The sequence below is a fragment of the Stenotrophomonas sp. 24(2023) genome (assembly GCF_030913365.1).
GTDB lineage: Bacteria > Pseudomonadota > Gammaproteobacteria > Xanthomonadales > Xanthomonadaceae > Stenotrophomonas.
On the sequence record NZ_CP133160.1, the window covers coordinates 1,989,719 to 2,008,634 of the forward strand.

Consider the following 18,916-nt stretch of genomic DNA (forward strand, 5'->3'; position numbering starts at 1 on the left):
CTAGCCGGGTGTTTGTCTAGGGCACCCTGATTACCTCCGTCCAGGGACATAACCTTCAAACTCCCAATCCATCACTTCAGCCAACTTACGGGCAACTTCTTCCCACCTTCCATCTGGTACGGCGCTACACACAAGTTCGACGGCTCGCTCGACGGCCTCAAGGCTGACATCATTTACGACAACAAACTTCGGAATGGATTGATCCTTCTCAATCATGGATTCCAGCCACTCGCGATTACAAGCGGTAAAGCCAAACAAGTATGCGCCCCGACCATCATCTGCACCAATGGACACCTGAAAGTAGCAATCAAATCGATCTGTTTTTTGATGCCTTTCAAATGCAGCATCCCAATCGGCGGTATCAATCCCTTTTAATTTTGCCCTAGTCATTTTTTTCTCGACATTGAGATGGGCGTTGTTCGTCCATCTACCTTCAGGCATGGAGCGAGACTCAAAATTTGCCTGAATACCTGTAGGTGCACAATTGCTATTGGGCTTCTCTGATGGAAAACGGTAAGGCCCCTCTTCTACGGTACTTGTACGTGCTGGCAGCCCCAGGCACTCGTCTTCCCTGCATGCTCCCCCTCCCTACGTATGCCCCCCGAGAACAGGAGCCGCGCAACGATTGAACAATCCTCCGTCCGTTGCCGACCTGGAACCTCGATTTCAGGCACAAACTGTCCCCACCCTAGTGTTTGACCAGAGACGACAGGGCAGACGTTGGAGCCGGTACGAATTCCCCTTCGCACCCGCCTTCTTCATAGCAGGCTCCGGCCTGAATGTGAATCAGATCAATCCGATAACTCTTCGGAACCCGGACCAGCCCCCCACCCGGGTCGAACGCCCAAACAAAAAGCCCCGACCAAGGCGGGGGCTTTTCATTACAACTGGTGCCGGAAACAGGAGTCGAACCTGCGACCTACGCATTACGAATCGCTGCGCGCGCGCGGTGCCATGATTTGATATCAGATGGTCTGAGTGCCTTACAGCAAGGGAAAGCCGCGACCTAATGAGGCTTCAGGTGCACTTACGGCGCGACTGAACACAGCGCCGTATGGTGCTAAAGCGTGTTCGTGCTGTGAGCCCGCCTCCCCATGGAGACAGCATGAAATCGAAGATCACCAGTCCCTCGTCGACAGGGCGCCGAAGCCTGACTGGCTACTGTGCATCGCAGAGATGGGCCCGTTTGCGCCCTCAGTCGGCGGGGCGTGTCTCGGCTCATGAAGGCCCCCGAAAACCTGACATCGGCGGCTGGTGGCTCTGACGAATCCAATATTGTCAAAGGTGCGCCCGCGCTGATACCAGCATACTGAAGTAGGCGTGGGATGCATAAAGGGATCCCCATCCCCCTACCGTTCGTCGGACCATGACTTCCGGGGGGTTGACTACAGTTGTCGTCACGCAGACAGTGACGACACGTGTAGTCAATGGAGTGGGAGCATGCGCGGCAAGACCATCGGGGACCAGGAACTGGCCCTGCTGCAGTACATCGATGAACAAGGCCAGGCCAGTGTCGGCGAAGTTGCCGCGGCCTATGGCGAAGCGCGTGGCTTGGCCCGTTCCACGGTGCTGACCATGATGGAACGGCTGCGCAGCAAGGGGTACCTGCAGCGCGCCCAGCAGGACGGCGTGTACCGCTACCAGGCCACCCGCGGCCAGGACAGCGTGGTGCAGGGCGCCATCGCCCAGTTCGTCGACAACACCCTGCAGGGCTCGGTATCGCCGTTCGTGGCGTACCTGTCGCAGCGGCGGAAGGTCAGCGACAACGAGCTGGCCGAACTGGAAGCGCTGGTCGCGCAGCTGCAGTCGCAGCGGAAGGAGGGCTGAGCCATGGACATGACGACACTGATCCCGATGCTGGAGCGGCTGGGCTGGACCAGCCTGCAGACCGCGCTGCTGGTGGGCCTGGTGGCACTGCTGTGCCGCGCGCTGCCGTCGCTGTCGGCGGCCACGCGCTGCCGGCTGTGGTGGCTGGTCTCGCTGCAGGCGGTGCTGGGCCTGGTGTGGAGCCAGCCGCTGCAGCTGCCGTGGCTGCCCGCAGCACAGGCCATGGCAGGCGGTGCCACCGACCTGGTGGCCGATGCGGTGTATCCGGTCGCGCCCGAGCTGTCCGCACAGGTGCTGGCGGCAGCCCCGGTCGTTGATGCCGGCACGGTTGCCAGCGCGGCGCCGGTGGCCTGGTGGGCGCTGGCACTGGCCGCGCTGTGGCTGTCGGGCGTGCTGCTGACGGCCTGGCGTACCGTTGCCGAATGGCGGCGCTGCCGCGCGCTGTTGGCCGCCGCGCAGCCCTGCGAGGACGCCGCGCTGGTCGATGCGCTGCACCTGGCGGCGGAAGCGCATGGCCTGCGCCGCCCGCCGCAGCTGTGGACCAGCGACCGCATCGATGCCCCGCAGGTGATCGGGCCGCTGCGCCCGGTGCTGCTGCTGCCGACCGGTGAGCACGCCCTGCAGGGCGATGCGCTGGACCTGGCCCTGACCCACGAACTGCAGCACCTGCAGCGCCGTGATCTGCAATGGGGCCTGCTGCCGGCGCTGGCGCAGCACCTGTTCTTCTTCCACCCGCTGCTGCGCCTGGCCGTGCGCGAATATGCCCAGGCCCGCGAGGAAGCGGTGGACGCTGCGGTGGTCGCCCAGCACAGCGCCAGCCGCCATGCCTATGGCCGCCTGCTGCTGCAGTTGGGGGTCGCGCCGCAGCCGCACCTGGGCGTGGCCAGTGCCGCGCCGAGCACGGCCAGCCTGAAGCGCCGGCTGCAGTCGCTGCAGTCGCGCCGGGCCTGCCCGAAGGTGCTGGCCGCCGCGCTGACCGCCGTCGTGCTGGCCGTGGGCATCGCACCGATGCGGCTGGTCGCCGCACCGGTTCCGCCTGCACCGCCGGTCCCGCCGCGTGCCGTGGCGGCACCGCCCGCGCCGCCTGCGCCGGCTGCACCGCCGTCGGCCATCCGGCCGGCCGTTCCGGCAGCCCCGGCAGCCCCGCCGCGCGCACCGGCCCCGCCTGACGACGTGCAGGACACGGATGACATGCAGGAGGTGCACAGCAGCACGATGACCATCGTCACCGACGGTGAACTGCACCTGGGCAAGGCACCGGCACAGGCCTATGTGCTGGTCGACAATGACCATACCTTCGCCACTGCCGGTATCGATGATCTGGCGCAGGCCCGGCAGAGTGCCGGCAAGGGGCCGGCGCTGTGGTTCCGCGATGGCGACAAGCGCTACCTGGTGCGGGATGCGGAGCTGATCAAGCCGCTGCAGCGCGTCTATGCCGATGCGGCAGCGCTGGGCCGCCAGCAGAGTGCGCTGGGTGCACGCCAGGGCGCGCTGGGCCGTGAGCAGGGTGAACTGGGGCGCCGCCAGGGTGAGCTGGGCCGCCAGCAGAGCCAGCTGGCGCTGGTCAATGCACAGGATGCGATCCGCCAGGCCAACCGCGCCATTGGTGCGCAGGACATCAACCGCGACGCAGCCGCCGAAGCGGCGGATGCCTCACGCGATGGGGACGCTGCGCGCCGGCGGGCCGACGCAGCCATGGCCGGGCACAACCGGGAAATGGAACGCCTTGCTGCGCAGCAGGCAGCGCTGGGCAGCCGGCAGGCGGCCCTGGGTGGCCAGCAGGCGGTCTTGGGCGAACGTCAGGCACGCATCCATGCCCAGGCCGCTGAGCAGGTGAAGCAGGTGATCGCCCGCGCCCTGGCCAGCGGCAAGGCCGAGCAGCTGTAAGAACGCCGCAGGAGCGTTGAACCATGGATACGACACTGTTGATGGTAGTGCTGGAGCGGTTGGGCTGGACCAGCCTGCAGACCGCGCTGCTGGTGGGCGTGGTGGCACTGCTGTGCCGCACGCTGCCGTCGCTGCCGGCGGCCACCCGTTGCTGGCTGTGGTGGCTGGTCTCGTTGCAGGCGGTGCTGGGCCTGGTCTGGAGCCAGCCGCTGCAGCTGCCATGGTTGCCGGCCGCACAGGCGGTGGCGCTGGCCGGCGGTGCACACGCGGCCGATGCGGTGCCCGCGGCGCTGACCGTTGCCGAGGCGGGCCCGGTGGCCGTGCCGGTCGCGTGGTGGGTGCTGGCCTTGGGCGCGCTGTGGCTGTCGGGCGTGCTGGTGACGGCCTGGCGTACCGTTGCCGAATGGCGGCGCTGCCGCGCGCTGTTGGCGGCTGCGCGGCCGTGCGATGACGACGCGCTGGTGCAGGCGCTGCAACTGGCAGCCGAAGCACACGGCCTGCGTCGCCCGCCGCGGCTGTGGACCAGTGACCGTGTCGATGCGCCGCAGATCATCGGGCCGCTGCGCCCGGTGCTGCTGCTGCCCACCGGCGAGCATGCCCTGCAGGGCGATGCGCTGGACCTGGCCCTGACCCATGAACTGCAGCACCTGCAGCGACGCGACCTGCAGTGGGGCCTGCTGCCGGCACTCGCACAGCACCTGTTCTTCTTCCACCCACTGCTGCGCCTGGCCGTGCGCGAATATGCCCAGGCCCGCGAGGAAGCGGTGGATGCTGCTGTGATCGCCGGTCAGGCTGATCGGCGCCAGGACTACGGGCGCCTGCTGCTGCAGCTGGGGGTCGCACCGCAGCTGCAGTTGGGCGTGGCCAGTGCGGCCCCCAGCCTGGGCAGTCTCAAACGCCGCCTGCGGTCGCTGCAGTCAGGCCGTGCATGCCCCAAGGCGCTGGCGGTCACGCTGACGCTGGCGGTGCTGGCGGTGGGTGTGCTGCCACTGCGGCTGGTCGCTGCGCCGTCGCCATCGCTTGCCCCGGTGGAGGTCTCGGTAGCACCGGCCACGGTTGTTGCTGCTGCCTCGCCCGCGGTGTCTGCGCCCTCCCACGGCGCGGGCGTACTCGCCGCGGTGGTGGCACAGCCGGCGACGACGCACGCGGCGGCCGACACGCCGGACGATGCGGTCGAGAGCGCGCCGCTGGAGGCCCCGGTGGATGCCTCGGTGGATGTTCCGGCGGCAACGCCGCTGCCGATGCCGATGGCCCTGCCGCTGCCGGTACGGCTCGGGGGTGATGTGCTGTCGTCGCAGGATGCCGCCGAGCTGGCCAATCTGGCCGCCCGTTCGGCCAGCGACGCCGCCCGCGCCGAGGTACCGCGGGCCATGGCGATGGCGCGTGCCGAACAGGCCCGACGCCAGGACCAGGCACGGTGGGCCCGTGATGCCGAGTTTGCCGCTGCACGCGCGGAACGTCAGCGTGCATCTGCGGAAGCGGCCGCAGAACGTGCCAGTGCGAAGGCCGAACGCGAGCTGGTGCTGGCCGAGGCCGCACGTGAGCGCGACCAGGCGTTTGCCGAGGCGGCACGCGAGCGTGAGCAGGCCTTTGCCGAGGCCGAACGTGATCGCAAGCGCGCCCTGGCTGAAGCCGCGCGCGAGCGCGACCGTGCCCAGAGCGAAGCCAGGCGGGAGCGTGATCGTGCGCAGGCCGAAGCGGCGCGCGAGCGTGCCCGGGCCGACGCCGCCCGTGACCGCGCGCAGGCGGAGGCCGACGCACGCGCCGAGCGTGCCGAACGTGAGGCCGAGGAACGCGAACGTGCGCGGGAGCGCAGCCATCGCGGGTAAGTGAATCGCAGGTGGGGTCCGTGTGCCAGCGACGGCGCACGGACCCTTGCCTTGCTCAACTGCAGCTGGCACCGCTGATGCGGTTGTTCTCATCGACCTGCAGGGTCAGCCGGTCTTCGCGGAAATCCATGGTGACTGCCATGCCGGGCTTGACCACACGGGCGTGGCGCGCACCGCTGTCCTTTACCGCTTTGTCCACCACGGCCTTGCTGGCCATCTGGCCTTCCAGGCCCTTCAAGGCATCGGGATTGCAGCGCGCGGGGGCGCCGGGGGCGGCCACGACGGGTGTACTGCCGGCCGTGCCAGGGGCAGCCCCCGGCGTGCCGGCGTGGCTGCAGGCGGCCAATGGCAGGGCACAGATCAACAGCAGGTGCAGGCGCATGGTCAGTCTCCCGGTGGCAGGACGGAAACGCAGCATGCGCGAACCGGCCTGCAGGCCGTGTCAACGCGGGGGGGCGCCTGCGGCTCCGGCCACCAGCGCCAGGGTTTCCCGTTCGCGCTGCTGCTCCTGCACCAACCGCTGCAGCAACAGCGCCAGGGTCACTACGTCCTGGTGGTTGTGGTCGGCCACGCGGCGCAGGTTCACCGCATCGCCGCCGCGCAGGTAGCGCAGCCACGCCGCAGGCGCTTCCGAACCGGGCAGGTCATCCTCGCGCGCCACGCGCAGCAGCTGGCGTTCGATGGTGGACAGCTTGCAGTTCTCCCAGCTGCCGCGATAACGGCGGCGCGTGGGATAGAGCAGGTCGACGTGATCCAGTGCGGTGATCGGATCGCGCTGCCGGGCCAGCCGGTAACGCGCCTTCAGCAGTGGCGCATCGTAGCTGCGGCCGTTGTAGCTGCAGAACACGGTGGTCGGCTGCAGCCAGCTGGCAAACGTAGCCAGCATCGCGTCTTCCGCAGCCATGGTGGACATCAGCAGCTGGCGGATGCGCAGGCCCTCGCCGCGCTGCGGGCAGGCATGCCAGTCGGCCGCGCCGATCATGAAGGCGCGGGTGCCGGTGCCACCGGCCAGGCCGGTGGTTTCGGTATCGAAGAACAGCAGGTCACGTGCAGCCACGTGTTCGCCCTCGCGCCGGGCGAAATCCAGCGATAGCGGTTGTGCCGGGATCGCCTGCGGCTGCAGCGATTCGATCAGGAACAGGCCGGGGGCGATTTCCCTGCCGGGCAGCTGGCGATCCTGGGCACTGGCCCGTGCAGGGGTGGGGCCGCCACGCGTACGCAGCCCCAGCAGGCGATGTAGGCTGCCCACTTCGGGCCGGCGCAGCGCTGGTGCTGCCGGCGCCGACACTGCCGCGCCGGTCGGCTTGTGGCGGATTTCCTGTTCGACCCAGGCGAACACCGAACGCTCGGCCGGGGGCTGTCGTGCATCGTTGGCGGCCACGGGTGCCGGCGGTGCAGCGGGAGCCTCCGGCGCCGCGGGCGTGGCCGCCTTCGGGTCGCCGGCCTGCCTGCGCAGCAGGCGCAGCTTGTCCAGGCTCAGGCTCACGGTGCCAGCAGCTCCATCGGGTCGCGTGGGGTTACCGCCACGTCGGGCACCTGCTGGCAGGCCTGCGCATCGAACAGGTCCAGCACGCGCAGTGCCAGTGCACGCGGCGAGGTTTGATCTTCTTCCTGCGCGGCCAGCACCGGGCCGACGCAGGCCGGGCAGCCGGCCCTGCAGTCGCAGCGCTGCACCAGTTCGCGCGCGCGCTGCACCAGTTCGGCCTGGCGCTGCCACAGCGGTTCGCTGAGGCCCACGCCACCAGGGAAGTTGTCATACAGGTACACGGTGGGCACGAATTCCTGCAGCAGCTCGACGATGCCGGGATCACCTTCGCTGCCGCGCAGCTGGCCACGGCCACTCTGGTCGGCGATCGCGAACCAGGCACCATCGCCGTTGCCGACCGATTTCTGCAGGTCGCGCGCATCGGCCATCACCGCCACCGTGGCGACGATGTGCAGCGCGTAGGCGGCGCCGAGAAAACCATCCAGTGCATCCTGCCTGCTGGCGAACGCGCGCAGCAGCAGCGCCTGTGGCAGCTGCCACCACACCGCAGTGGTATGCAGTTCCTGGTCGGGCAGGTTCACCGGGCCGTAGCCGATGTTCTCATGCGTGTAATAGCGGATCTTCTTGTAGCCCGCCACGCGGCGCACCACGTGCACTTCGCCATGGTGCGCATCGCCACGGCCGGCCACGCCGCCATCGAAACGGTCCAGCACCTTGAGCTTGGTGAAGTCGATGCTGTCGGTGTAGTAGTCCACGTGGGTGCGGGTGACGTAGGCCTTGCGGCCCTCCCAGTCCAGCGTTTCCACCTGGTACGGCGTGGACTGCACCATGTGGATGGCACCTTCGTACAGGGTCAGCGCCGCCGCTGAGTAATCGACTTCGGCGATGATCTGCTGCCGGCCATCGCTGCGGTCGACCACCACGAAGTTGCCGTCGGCCACCGCGCGCAGGCTGACCGCGGTGGCCGGGTAGCTGTCGGCGATCCATTCCCAGCGCTCGCCTTCGCGATGGATGACCTCGGTTTCGGCCAGCGCCTCCAGGAACACGTCGGGGTCGATCGGGCCGAAGCCATCGCCCACCCGGAACGGCAGCTCGAACGCTGCACAGCGGATGTGGTCGAACAGGATCAGCGGCTGGTCAGGGGCGATGCGCGCATGTTCGGGCGAGGCTTCGGCGAAGAAGTCCGGGTGCCGCACCACGTACTGGTCCAGCGGCTGCGAGCTGGCCACCATCACCCCCAGCGCGGGCTGCTGGCGACGCCCAGCGCGGCCGAAGCGCTGCCAGGTGGCGGCCACGCTGCCGGGGTAGCCGTTGAGGATCACCACGTCGAGGCTGCCGATGTCCACGCCCAGCTCGAGCGCAGAGGTGCTGACGATGCCGTCGATGGTGCCCGCGCGCATCGCGCGTTCGGTCTCGCGGCGCTCGGTAGGCAGGTAACCACCGCGGTAGGCGCGGATGCGTGACGGCTTGCGCGGGTCGTGGTCGAAGATGTCCTTCAGGTACTTGGTCAGCACCTCGACCATCAGCCGGGTCTGCGCGAACACCAGCGTCTTCAGCCCGGACTTGATCGCGATGCGCGCGATGCGGTTGCTCTGCGAACGCGCCGAGGCACGCAGGCCCAGGTCGGGGTTGATCACCGGCGGGTTCCACAGCAGCACCTGCTTGGGCCCGCTGGGCGCGCCCGATTCGGTGATGGCGGTGACCGGTGCCTCGATCAGCGCTTCGGCATGCGCCTGCGGGTTGCCGATGGTGGCCGAGCACAGGATGAACTGCGGTTGCACGCCGTAGAACGCGCAGATGCGCTTGAGCCGGCGCAGCACGTTGGTGACGTGGCTGCCGAACACGCCGCGGTAGGTATGCACTTCATCGATGACGATGTAGCGCAGGTTCTCGAAGAACTGTGCCCACTTGGTGTGGTGGGGCAGGATGGCCTGGTGCAGCATGTCCGGGTTGGAGACCACGATGTCGCCATGCAGGCGGATCGCCTGGCGTGCATCGCCCGGCGTGTCGCCATCGAAGGTGAAGGCCTTCACGCCGAGGTCGCCGGCGCGGTTGAGTTCCAGCAGCTCGGCCACCTGGTCCTGGGCCAGCGCCTTGGTCGGGAACAGGTACAGCGCCTTGGCCTTGTCCTGCATGGCCGCGCTGACCACCGGCAGGGTGTAGCACAACGACTTGCCGCTGGCGGTGGGGGTGACGATGGCCACGTGCTCGCCGCGCTGGCTGGCGTCCCACGCTTCAGCCTGGTGGCTGTAGAGCTGCTCGATGCCGCGTGCCTTCAGGGCTGCGGCCAAGGCCGGCGGCACCGACGCGGGAAGGGGCGCATAGCGGCCCTCGCGACCGGGAATGGCGAAGCTGCCGGTGATGCGGTCCTGGTAACGGCGCTGCAGGCGGCTGCCAAGCAGGGCGCCATCGCGGGCGGGCAGGCCATCACGGGTGGCGAGCTGGTGCTCGGCGTCGGCAGTGCGCTTGGCGAGTTCGTAGGCCATGGGGGCACGGAATACAGGGGGTGACATGGCACCACAGATGGATCTCAAGGTGTGAGACGCCATTACGGGATGGACTGAACCATTCAGTGCGGGGCGCTCGCCGCCGCCGGCAACGAAATCTGAAGCTGCCCCCCGTATCCTTGGCGGTAACCGCAACAGGCAGGGTGAAAGGCTGTGGTACGACGTACACAAGGAAGCGTGGGAGTGCTGGCTGGACTCCTGCTGGCCGGCACCGTGCAGGCGCAGGAGGCATCGACCGCACAGCCGCCGGGCCTGTCTCCGGCGCAGGACGCGGCGCCAGCGGCACAGGGCAACGTCACCACGCTGGGCGAAGTGCGCGCGATCAAGCCGGACGAGGAACCGCTGGACCTGTACCGCTTCAGGAACCCGGTGAAGATCGAGGACAACCGCTTCAGCCGCGACTGGCGCGAGCCGCCGTCACCCGAACAGGTCAGCATGAGCGGCGGCTATGTCATGGCAGCCATCTACTACGGTGTGGGCAAGGCGGCGCAGGGCTTCAACAAGCTCACCAATGCGCCCAAAGACATCCAGCACGCCATCGCCCGGCCACCGCCGGCGTTCAGCGTGGACCAGCAGCGGCGCGCACTGCAGTTCTGCCAGCAGCAGGACGGCTGCGGTGCTTCCAGCGGCAACTAGCGCGGGTGGAGCCATCACTCCGGCCAGCGAGCCGCCGGTACCGGGCGCTGCTCGAGCGCGTTGGCGAATGCAGCATGACGCGCGTTCGCCCGTGACAGGGCGCGCACCAGAAAGAAGCCCTGCACCATGGCGAGCGCGGCTGCGCCGACAAGCCACACCCAATAGACCAGGCCGGCGAAGGCGCCGTTGGCGGGGCGTTCCCGGTCCACCTCAAGCCAGAGAGTGCGGCCGTCGCTGCTGCGGGATTGGAGTATTCCCGACCAGGTGGTCTGCCTGGCCGTGGTCACGGCCTCGCGCATTCTCTCCCAGTCCCTGCCGGCTACACCGGACGCGAGCGCGCCGGCATGAGACGGCTTCGCCCCCGCATCGACAAGCACGACGCCGCCGCGTTGCGCCACCAGCAGGCCAGGCGTTGCCGCTGCCCATGCAACCAGCACATGCGTGTTGGCGGCCTCTCTGAAGGTGTGCTGGATACCATTGACGGACTGCCGCGGAAGCACGGCCGTGTCGTCCTGGGGGAGCGTTGCCAGACGTGCGCGCAGCGACGCGCAGGCCGTCAGGCCATCTTCGCAGGCGGCATCCAGTTCCTGCCTGAGCGCGACCAGGCCGGAGACCGCCTGGTAGGCAGGAAAGGGACCATCGTCCCGGTGCCAGTGCACGCGCAGCGCATTGTCCGAGCCCAGTCGAAGGATGGAAGCCGCAACTGCCAAAGGGGGGACGTGCACGGGCGTCCCGGCCCAGCGAAGCCGAGTGCAGTCCGGAACGGCCAGCATGTACCCGCCATGCATCCGTGGCACCAGTTCGCACGTGGTGGTGGCGGTCACGCGCATGCCATCACCAACGGTGGGCGGAGTGTCCAGCAGTGTCGCCGGAAGCGCATCGCCTCGCAGCACCCCGGGGCCTGCCAGCTCCGCCGCACGTTGTGCCTGCACTTGGGGAGGATCACCTGACCAGAACACCAGCATCAGGGACGCCAGCGCGGTGATGAACATCAGCAGGTGGCGGACGACAGGCACCGGCGGGAACCGCCGCAGATCGTCCTGCAGGCACCAGCCCGGCCCCAGCGACAGCAGGCGCCGGTCCAGCGCACAGACCTCCGCTTCAAGCCAGCGGCCGGGCTTGATTGCACCGGATAGCCCCCACACGGGATCGATCACCAGCCGCTGGTTGCTCCCCAGCAGCATCACGCGGTGGGTGTAAGTGGCCTCGCAGGGATCGACGATGTCCAGTGCACTGAGCCGTCCACGAACGCGCACGATGCGCTGCGGCGCGCGCGGGCCCACCTGCCTGCGCCGGTAGAGGAAGAACGCGGCCGCTGCCAGCGTCAGTCCCACGGCCAGTGCGTACCCGGTCCACCGGCCACCGTCCATCTGCGGCAGCACGCCACATGCCCCTGCCGCCAGCGCCAGTGTGGTTGCGGCCCACGGTGCCTTCGGCCGGCGGCGCTGAGCGCCTTCCTCTTCCGTCTCACAACGCTCGCTGATCTGTCTCGCGGCGGTCCGCAAGGTGCGTGTACCGGCGGTTGCGATTTCGAACGCGCCCATGCGAACGACAACCGCAAAGCCACGGCTCAGCACCACTTCGGCGCGGTTGGCGGGCCCGACATGTTCCAAGGCATTGAAAGGCAGCAGAATCCTGACACTGCCGATGCTGTGCCAGCCGGAGCTGACACCACGCATCCATATCCGGTGTTCCACGCACGGCCCTTCGAGGAGGTGTACCTCGGTGCCTGCGCCCAGATCCAGGCATGTGCGGAACGGCTCAAGTGCCGCGTTTTCCTCTTCGCTGAGCTCTCTGATCGGCGGCTGTCGTGAGAGCCTGTTGAGCGCGCAGCGCGCCTCGCATCGGGCGATGTGGTGGAGCAGCAGCGGAAGCGCGGCAAGCAGCATGAACAGAACGGCCACGATCTTCATGGGGGGCGGCATTACGTCCTGATGTGCGGGCCCGCCAGCCTGCACCGGAGGTGCCGCCCCGGGAATGCAATTTGTTGCGGATTCTGCCAGCGACCGTCCCGCCGCAGCGTAGGATGCTGACATCCATCCTCTGGTCGCCGCCGTGAACTCAAACACTCTTCTGCTCGCCCTGCTGCTTCCTGCATCGGCCATGGCCAGCGAACTGGCTGACGACGGCTCCTGCCGCAATGGGGCGTTTCCTTCCGCGCAATCGGATTTTGCCGTAGCCAAGGTGGTGGGCACCCAGCGCCTTTACCTGCTGGGTGATATGGACGGCTGCCCGGCCAAGGGCGAGCCGGCCTGCCGCCAGCGCAGCTACGTGGTGAGCGGCGATACGCTGGTGACTGGCCGCGACCTGGGCCCGTACCGCTGCGCGTTCTTCCCCAACAAGATGGGCGGCAGTGCCGGTTGGGTCGAGCGCAGCAAGCTGCAGCCGGTGGCACGCGTGACGCCGACGCTGCAGGGCTGGGCCGGTGACTGGAAGGATGGCGACAACGGGCTGAGTATCCGCGTGCGTGGCAACCAGCTGCAGGTTGAGGGCGATGCCTACTGGCCGTCGGCCAACCCGTCGCTGAAAGAGCGACCCGGTGGGCCGCACATCGGCGCGGTGAACGCCTCGGCCACGCCGCGTGGCAGCCAGGTGGATTTCGTCGAGGACAGCTGCACGGTGCATGCGCAGTTGCTGGGCGACGTGCTGGTGGTGTCCGACAACAGCGAATGCGGTGGCATGAACGTGCGGTTCGACGGCGTGTACCGGAAGTAGATCCACGCCATGCGTGGATGCCTCATGGCAGGGGCTCAGCGCCGCCGTTCCAGCCACCACAGCAGCGACGCACACAGCACGAACGCCAGCCACCACGGCCAGCGCGATCCGGGCACGGCCTGCATCACCGGTGTGCTGCCGGCGGTGGTGGTGGCCAAGGCCTGCGTGGTGGTATCGATCATCGCCTGCCGGTGCAGTGCCGGTGCGTCCTTCGGGTCGAACACATACCGCCAGGTGGTCGTATCACCCTGCTGCAGGCGCTGCCAGCCCGCCTCACGCGGCCACCAGCCGGCACAGCGCAGGGACGATGACGCGCCATCAACCACCAGCGGCATGCCCGCACCGCTGGCATCGAATGCCTGCAGTGGCGCCTGCACGCCACACAGGACGACGCGCTCGCCCGCCCATGCCTGCGGTTGCGGTGACCACAGCCCGCCGGTGGCCGGCTGCGCACGTGCGAGGGCTGCGATCACGTCGCTCCACAGTTCGCCATGGCGATCATCGCGACCGGCCAGCACCCAGCGCCAGCTGTCGGTGATCGGCAGCAGGCCGATGCGGCCCTTGCCGGCGCTGCGCCAGCCACCCAGCGCCTTGCCTGTGTTGTCGAACAGCAGGGCGGTGCTGTCGGGGACCTGCAGGGCCAGCGCTTCCAGCGCGGGCAGCGCGGCACTGTGCGAGCTGCGGTCGGCCGCTTCGCCGTCGCCGGTCGGTAGCGTGCCGGCTGCGAGCGGGCCACGCCGTGCAGCGAGGACCGCGCTTTCACCGTCGCCGGGAAGTTCGAGCGAATGGCTGCTGCCGTCACCCTGTACTGGCAGCCCCAGGTCATGCAGGCGCTGGCGCGCATTGGCAGAAGGCGCGCCAGCGCTGCGCACCAGCACGCCCAGCCCATCGCGCAGCGCTTGGCGCACGGCGGCCAGCTGGCCTGTGCTCAAGGCCGCCAGGCTGCGCTCGTCCAGCAGCAGCAGGTCGCTGCGCGCCAGGGTTGCCGCATCGAGCGACACCACGCCATCGCCCACGCTGAGCCCGGCACCCGTATCGGCCTGCACCTGCACGCGGATGCCCGCATCGGCGGCCCAGCGCCGCAGGTACTTCAGTTCCGGTCCGGGTGCGCTGGCACGCACCAGCAGGCGCAACGGTGCCGCCGCCAGGGTCTGCTGGGGTACCGGCACGGTCTCCACCCCATGGCCCTCGGCGTCGAGCAGGCGCAGCCGGAATACGCTGCGGCCTTCGGCGCGGGCGATGCCGCTGAGCTGCACGTGGCCGTCCTTGGCAAGCGCCGCGCGATCGACCACGCTGTCGGCCGGATCGAGCAGTTCCGCCGTCGCCCTGGCGACGCCGCGCGCCTGTGCCTGCACCTCGAAGCGCGCACCCGGGGCGACGTCGGCCGGTGGCTGCAGTGCGACCCAGCCGCGTGGCGCGGGCGCTGCCTGCCAGCGCACCTCCGGCGGCAACATCGCGTCGCGATCGCGTGCGACCAGGCCGGCACCGACCAGGGTAAGCGTGGACGCCGGATGCTGGCGCAGCGCGGTGGCCAGATCGGGTACGCGCTGGCCACCGGGCACATCAGCCGCTTCGGGCAACAGCAGCAGTGGACCTGCGCTGGCCGGCAGCGTGCCGGACGTGTCGGCCTCGGCGCCAAGAACGACCAGGCCCGCGGCAGGGTGCTGATGGGCAGGGGGTACCAGGCAGAAGTACAGCAGCGCGGCAGCGGCGATCTGCAGCGCGATGACGATCCAGCGGCGGCCTGGGTGCGTTGTGCTTCCACGCAGCTGGCGCACGCTGGCGATGACCACGATCACCGCGAGTGCCAGCGCAATCCACAGGCTCGATCCGGAGGCGTTCATGGCTGCGCCTCCAGCGCGTCGAGATACCGCTGCCCCATCGCATCGGTCGTACTGCGCCGCATCACCTGCGGCAACGGACGCTGCAGGGCGCGCCACAGCTGCGCGCGCAGGCGCTGGCGGCAGTCGCCGCAGTCGGGCTCGATACGCAGCTGCTCGATGGCGGCAGCCAGGTCCAGTGCGTCGGGCAGGTAGGCGGCATTGCGCTGTTGCCAGCCGGCAAGTGCATCGAGATCGGGAACGGCGCTGCCATCGCCGAGACGCTGCCAGGCCTCGACAATGGCCGGGTCCGGCGGCGTGCGCGCGGCCAACGGCAGTTCACGACTGGCCAACCCTGCGCGATCACCGCCGAGCCGGCGGCCTTCATCGATCGGCGGCAGTTCCGGCCCGACCCGGGCCAGGTAGATGCGCTCGGCCTGCTGCACCTGCTTGATGAAGCCCAGTGCCTTGTAGGCAAACGGCAGCGCCTGCTCCGGGTGGCCCTGGCGCAGCTCGCCTTCGGCCGACCACATCTGGTCCAGTGCGGCCTTCAGCGTGGCGCGGGTCTGCGGGTCGAGCAGGGTGGCGGCCTCGGCGTGGTCGTGGGTGTGGCCGTACTCGGAAAGCACATCGGTGGCGCTGCCGAACACCGGCGGGGCATCGGTACCGGCTGAACCGCCATGGTCATGGCCATGGTCGTCGTGTGCACCGGCCTGCGCGCCGTGGTCGTGCCCGTGATCGTCGTCATGGTCGTGGTCGTGGTCGCCTGCAGCGGGTGCGTCGCTGGTGGGCAGGTCGCTGGTCGGTGGTGGCTTCGGTGCGCCTTCGCTTTCCTCGCCCAGGAACTGGCCGTAGCGCAGGCGCAGGATGCGCTGGTCGACGCCGATCGCATCGCTGCGCTTCACGAATGCATCGGCCGCCGTGCTGCGCCGCTGCCGGATGAGTGCTTCGGCATCGATGATGATCTGCCGCTGGCTGCGGAAGTAGGCTGGCAGGGTCTTCTTGATACGACCTTCCAGCTCCGCCCCGAGGGCCGCCTCGGTGGTCGGCAGGCGCAGGATCACGCTGCTGCTGCGCCCGGTCTGGGGTGTGGGTGCATGGTTGTCGCGCACTTCCAGCTGGGCGATCACATCGTTGCCGGGCTGCGCGCCCAGCGCGGCCAGGTCGAGGGTGTGGGCGAAACGGCGTGCGGTCGCGTCACCGCTGCCGGTGAGCGTGACGCTGCGCCGGACGAAGGTGATGTTCTCGCCGCTGCCCTGGGTGGTGGTGACCGACAGGGTTGCCTGCGTGGCGACGCCGTAGTCGTCGGTCGCTTCGAAGCGCAGTGCCCATTGGCGTTGCCCGGGGCTGCCCAGCACCAGGCTGGCGCCGGGTTCCAGCACGCGCACGCTGGGCGCGCGGTCGGCCACCACATCCAGCCGGTACAGGCGGGTGCTGGCCAGGGCCGGCTCGCTCACCACGCGGTACAGGGTCGGCGCGCGCGCGGTGTCCTGTGCCTGCCATTGGCCGCCGTGCTCGCGCAGCGGCAACCGGCGACCATCGTGGAACTGCAGCCAGGCTTTGTCCGGTGTACGGTCGAAGCGCAATGACCAGGACAGCCGGCTGTCGGCGGCGACCTTGGCGTCCAGTGCGTTCTGGGTGAGCGTCGCGCGTCCGGTGTAGGCCGGTGCGTCGATCTGCAGGCGGGCGGACTGCAGTTGCAGTGGACCGGCCACTGCGCCCGGCGCCGATGCTGCGGGCCTCGCCCCCACCGGGCTGCCGGTGCCGCGTGGCCCGCCCAGCGCGGACAGGGCGATGGCCAGGCCGGCGATCCAGCACAGCGCCAGTGCAGTGCGCGGCCAGCGTGGCCGCAGGTCCGGCATCGTGCGTTCCAGCGTGGCCAGCACATGCGCGCGCTGGCGCTGCTGCAGCGGATTGAGCGTGGTGATCCCGGCGAACAGCAGGTCGGCGCTGTCCTCGCTGGCGCCGCTGCCATCGAGCCGACGCTGCAGCCACCGCCGGTCCAGCTGGCGGGCATGCGCAGTGGCCAGACCCGCGCAGGCGAGCAGGCTGACGGTGCCGACCACGCAGGCGGCATCGAAGCCCGCCAGGCGCAGCGCCAACACGGTCGCAGCCAGTGCCCACGGCAGGCCCAGCAGCAGGGTGATGAGCGCGCGACGGCGTCGCGCGCGCTGCCAGGTGCGCTGAAGCGTGTTCATGCCGCCACCCGGCGCCGGGCACGGCTGGCCATCCAGCGTTCCAGGGCGAACAGCAGCACGATGGCCAGCAGCAACCACGGGGTCGGCTCGCGTGGCGCGGCGGCGGTCACGGGCAGTACCGCCTGCTGCGGTGTCTGATCCCGCGCATCGCCCACACGCGGTGGCGCTGGCGGTTGCAGGGCCAGCAGCAGGGCCTGCGGCAAGCGGGCATCACGCAGCGCGCCGTTGTGGGCAGCGTCCCATTCGCCGGGCAGCGACAGCAGGCGGCCCTGGCCGACGCGCTGCTGCCACAGCAGCGGTGCGCCCTCCGCACTTCGCAGTACCACAGTGGCGGCAGCATCAGGCCTGGCCGCCGTCATTACGCTGCCGCCGTCGTGCAGCCAGGCCTGCCATGCGGCCGGCAGTGCATCGCTACGGCCCCACACCGCAATCTCGCCGCGTGCGGGGGGCGTGTCGGTGGGCAGCTCGGCGGCGGCAGGCTGGGTGCTCCACGCACGCTGCAGGGCGCCGATCCAGTGCCGCGCGCTGGCCGGTGCCTCGGCATGCACGCGCAAGCGTGGCGGGGCCACTGTGGCCTGTGCACTGGCGAGTGTCATCGCATGCGCCTGCCACTGCACGGGACGCGACAGCTGCAGGCGTGCGCCATCGAGGCCAGGCAGCGGGTCGGGCACATGCACGGTCAGCGCTGTGCCGGCTGGCAGCTGCGCGTCGAGTTCGCGCAGCAGGCTCGCAAGCGGCGCAGGTGTCGTGGGTGCAGGCTGCTCGACGGACGGGAAGCCGGGCGCCAGCCAATGCCAGTTGCGCTCTTCGCCGGTACCGCGCAGTGCGCGGGCATCCAGCCCGGGCGCGACCACGGTCCAGGCGCTGGGCGGTGCTGCGCTGCCGGTCAGCGCCGGGCGCGCCAGCAGCAGCGCCAACGCGGCCAACAACAGCAGGCGCACCAACAGCAGGGGCCAATCGTCGAAGCGGATGCGCTGGCGTGGCCGGATCCGTGCGCGCAGCCAGCGCAGCGCGGCGAAATCCAGCGGGGTATACGGATGGCGGCGGGCGAGATGGATCAGCAGCGGCAGCAGCCAGGCGGCGAGCGCGGCCAGGCCCAGCGGGAACAGCAGGTTCATGCGCCGCTACCTCGGCCGAACAGCGCCTGCAGCGGCTGGTCCAGCGGCTGGTCGAGCCAACCGGTGGCGCTGCCGATGCCGCTGGCCTGCAGCCGCGCCTGCAGCGCGGTGCGTGCGTCGGCAAAGCGTTGCAGGTAGTCGGCACGGATCGCCGCGCCATCACCCTGCAGCTCCTCGCCGGTTTCCGGGTCGCGGAAGCGGTGGCCGGCATCGAACGGGAAGTCGCGCTCGTCGGCGGTCAGGATCTGCAGCAGTGCCACCTCGCGACGCGCGCTGGCCAGTTGTTCCAGCAGCACGATGCCGGCCTCGTCGAAGCCGTCGCCGATCGCCAGCAGCAGGTCGCCCGGGCGCGCCCGTTCCCACAGCGGGCGCAGCCGATCAGCCGAAGGCCAACCGCCGCGCGCGTGCAGGGCCTGCAGTTGCAGGTGCACGCGGTCACGCTGGCGCGCGCCGTTCGCCGCGGGTACCAGCTGCAGGCCATCACCATTGATCGCCAGCAGGCCGAAACGGTCGCCCTGTTGCAGGGCCAGTTCGACCAGGCAGGCGGCCACGCCGCGCATATGGTCCAGGCGCGTGCGTTGTGGCGCCGCGCGATCGGCCTGGTTGGCCGAAGCGGTGGCATCAAGCAGCAGCCAGACCGTGATCGGGCTTTCGCGTTCGGATTCGCGCACGAAGAAGCGGTCCGAGCGCGCGTACAGCTTCCAGTCGATCTGGCGCAGTTCGTCGCCGGGCTCATAGGCACGGTACTGGGCGAATTCCAGGCCAGCACCGCGGCTGCGGCTGGCGTGCTGGCCGATACCACTGGCGCCGCTGGCCTGGCGCGGCCGCAACCGCAGCAGGCGCAGGCGCGCACGCAGTTCCGGTGGCAGGGTCAGCGGGGTACCTGCGTTCAC

General features: G+C 69.4%; 14 protein-coding genes. 5 read left to right on the plus strand and 9 right to left on the minus strand.

Going from position 1 to position 18,916, the window contains the following annotated elements:
• Window positions 1-30: 30 nt before the first annotated feature.
• Complete coding sequence (locus tag Q9R17_RS08750) at window positions 31-441, minus strand: Imm8 family immunity protein (RefSeq protein ID WP_308158025.1); 411 nt, start codon at window positions 439-441, stop codon at window positions 31-33.
• Between the two features lie 999 nt (window positions 442-1,440).
• Here Q9R17_RS08750 and Q9R17_RS08755 point away from each other — a divergent pair.
• From Q9R17_RS08755 to Q9R17_RS08765, 3 genes are read left to right on the plus strand one after another with little or no spacing between them, the layout of a single operon-like run.
• Window positions 1,441-1,827 (plus strand): BlaI/MecI/CopY family transcriptional regulator, encoded by a 387-nt coding sequence (locus Q9R17_RS08755; protein WP_308158026.1) that lies wholly within the window; start codon window positions 1,441-1,443, stop codon window positions 1,825-1,827.
• Window positions 1,828-1,830: 3 nt separating this feature from the next.
• A complete protein-coding gene (locus Q9R17_RS08760; RefSeq protein WP_308158027.1) occupies window positions 1,831-3,714 on the plus strand; it encodes a M56 family metallopeptidase in 1,884 nt (627 codons plus the stop codon).
• 23 nt (window positions 3,715-3,737) lie between these two features.
• Window positions 3,738-5,543, plus strand: a complete 1,806-nt coding sequence (locus tag Q9R17_RS08765) for a M56 family metallopeptidase (protein WP_308158028.1) — start codon at window positions 3,738-3,740, stop codon at window positions 5,541-5,543.
• A 55-nt stretch (window positions 5,544-5,598) separates the two neighbouring features.
• On the opposite strand, the gene Q9R17_RS08770 is transcribed toward Q9R17_RS08765, so the two are convergent.
• Genes Q9R17_RS08770 through Q9R17_RS08780 form a run of 3 tightly spaced genes read right to left on the minus strand, consistent with a single transcriptional unit; the run spans window position 5,599 to window position 9,515 of the window.
• Window positions 5,599-5,925: an I78 family peptidase inhibitor gene (locus Q9R17_RS08770; RefSeq protein WP_308158029.1), complete on the minus strand. Its 327-nt coding sequence runs from the start codon at window positions 5,923-5,925 to the stop codon at window positions 5,599-5,601.
• A 60-nt stretch (window positions 5,926-5,985) separates the two neighbouring features.
• Entirely contained in the window at window positions 5,986-7,029 is a 1,044-nt protein-coding gene (locus tag Q9R17_RS08775) for a ribonuclease H-like domain-containing protein (protein WP_308158030.1), read from the minus strand.
• The gene (locus tag Q9R17_RS08780; protein WP_308158031.1) at window positions 7,026-9,515 is read right to left on the minus strand and encodes a DEAD/DEAH box helicase; all 2,490 of its coding nucleotides are present in this window, start codon (window positions 9,513-9,515) and stop codon (window positions 7,026-7,028) included. The genes Q9R17_RS08775 and Q9R17_RS08780 overlap by 4 nt, the downstream gene beginning before the upstream one ends.
• A gap of 204 nt (window positions 9,516-9,719) precedes the next feature.
• Between Q9R17_RS08780 and Q9R17_RS08785 the strand changes: the two genes are divergently transcribed.
• The gene (locus Q9R17_RS08785; protein WP_308158032.1) at window positions 9,720-10,172 is read left to right on the plus strand and encodes a hypothetical protein; all 453 of its coding nucleotides are present in this window, start codon (window positions 9,720-9,722) and stop codon (window positions 10,170-10,172) included.
• Window positions 10,173-10,186: 14 nt separating this feature from the next.
• On the opposite strand, the gene Q9R17_RS08790 is transcribed toward Q9R17_RS08785, so the two are convergent.
• Window positions 10,187-12,085 (minus strand): hypothetical protein, encoded by a 1,899-nt coding sequence (locus Q9R17_RS08790; protein ID WP_308158033.1) that lies wholly within the window; start codon window positions 12,083-12,085, stop codon window positions 10,187-10,189.
• A 190-nt stretch (window positions 12,086-12,275) separates the two neighbouring features.
• On the opposite strand from Q9R17_RS08790, the gene Q9R17_RS08795 reads away from it, so the two are divergent.
• Window positions 12,276-12,887 carry a hypothetical protein gene (locus Q9R17_RS08795; protein WP_308158312.1) on the plus strand — a complete coding sequence of 204 codons (612 nt, stop codon included), beginning with the start codon at window positions 12,276-12,278 and terminating at the stop codon, window positions 12,885-12,887.
• 35 nt (window positions 12,888-12,922) lie between these two features.
• On the opposite strand, the gene Q9R17_RS08800 is transcribed toward Q9R17_RS08795, so the two are convergent.
• From Q9R17_RS08800 to Q9R17_RS08815, 4 genes are read right to left on the minus strand one after another with little or no spacing between them, the layout of a single operon-like run.
• A complete protein-coding gene (locus Q9R17_RS08800; protein ID WP_308158034.1) occupies window positions 12,923-14,731 on the minus strand; it encodes a hypothetical protein in 1,809 nt (602 codons plus the stop codon).
• A complete protein-coding gene (locus Q9R17_RS08805; RefSeq protein ID WP_308158035.1) occupies window positions 14,728-16,905 on the minus strand; it encodes a hypothetical protein in 2,178 nt (725 codons plus the stop codon). The genes Q9R17_RS08800 and Q9R17_RS08805 overlap by 4 nt, the downstream gene beginning before the upstream one ends.
• Window positions 16,902-18,023 carry a BatA domain-containing protein gene (locus Q9R17_RS08810; RefSeq protein ID WP_308158036.1) on the minus strand — a complete coding sequence of 374 codons (1,122 nt, stop codon included), beginning with the start codon at window positions 18,021-18,023 and terminating at the stop codon, window positions 16,902-16,904. Before Q9R17_RS08810 ends, Q9R17_RS08805 begins: the two co-directional genes overlap by 4 nt.
• Window positions 18,020-18,916, minus strand: coding sequence for a DUF58 domain-containing protein (locus tag Q9R17_RS08815; RefSeq protein WP_308158037.1), 897 nt, complete (start codon window positions 18,914-18,916; stop codon window positions 18,020-18,022). Before Q9R17_RS08815 ends, Q9R17_RS08810 begins: the two co-directional genes overlap by 4 nt.

Excerpts from the sequence above, each read along its gene's own strand:
- Q9R17_RS08810 (WP_308158036.1), bottom strand. The coding sequence starts at position 18,023 with ATGAACCTGCTGTTCCCGCTGGGCCTGGCCGCGCTCGCCGCCTGGCTG.
- Q9R17_RS08750 (WP_308158025.1), bottom strand. The coding sequence starts at position 441 with ATGCCTGAAGGTAGATGGACGAACAACGCCCATCTCAATGTCGAGAAA.
- Q9R17_RS08770 (WP_308158029.1), bottom strand. The coding sequence starts at position 5,925 with ATGCGCCTGCACCTGCTGTTGATCTGTGCCCTGCCATTGGCCGCCTGC.
- Q9R17_RS08755 (WP_308158026.1), top strand. The coding sequence starts at position 1,441 with ATGCGCGGCAAGACCATCGGGGACCAGGAACTGGCCCTGCTGCAGTAC.
- Q9R17_RS08790 (WP_308158033.1), bottom strand. The coding sequence starts at position 12,085 with ATGAAGATCGTGGCCGTTCTGTTCATGCTGCTTGCCGCGCTTCCGCTG.
- Q9R17_RS08800 (WP_308158034.1), bottom strand. The coding sequence starts at position 14,731 with ATGAACGCCTCCGGATCGAGCCTGTGGATTGCGCTGGCACTCGCGGTG.
- Q9R17_RS08795 (WP_308158312.1), top strand. The coding sequence starts at position 12,276 with ATGGCCAGCGAACTGGCTGACGACGGCTCCTGCCGCAATGGGGCGTTT.
- Q9R17_RS08780 (WP_308158031.1), bottom strand. The coding sequence starts at position 9,515 with ATGGCCTACGAACTCGCCAAGCGCACTGCCGACGCCGAGCACCAGCTC.
- Q9R17_RS08805 (WP_308158035.1), bottom strand. The coding sequence starts at position 16,905 with ATGAACACGCTTCAGCGCACCTGGCAGCGCGCGCGACGCCGTCGCGCG.
- Q9R17_RS08765 (WP_308158028.1), top strand. The coding sequence starts at position 3,738 with ATGGATACGACACTGTTGATGGTAGTGCTGGAGCGGTTGGGCTGGACC.
- Q9R17_RS08760 (WP_308158027.1), top strand. The coding sequence starts at position 1,831 with ATGGACATGACGACACTGATCCCGATGCTGGAGCGGCTGGGCTGGACC.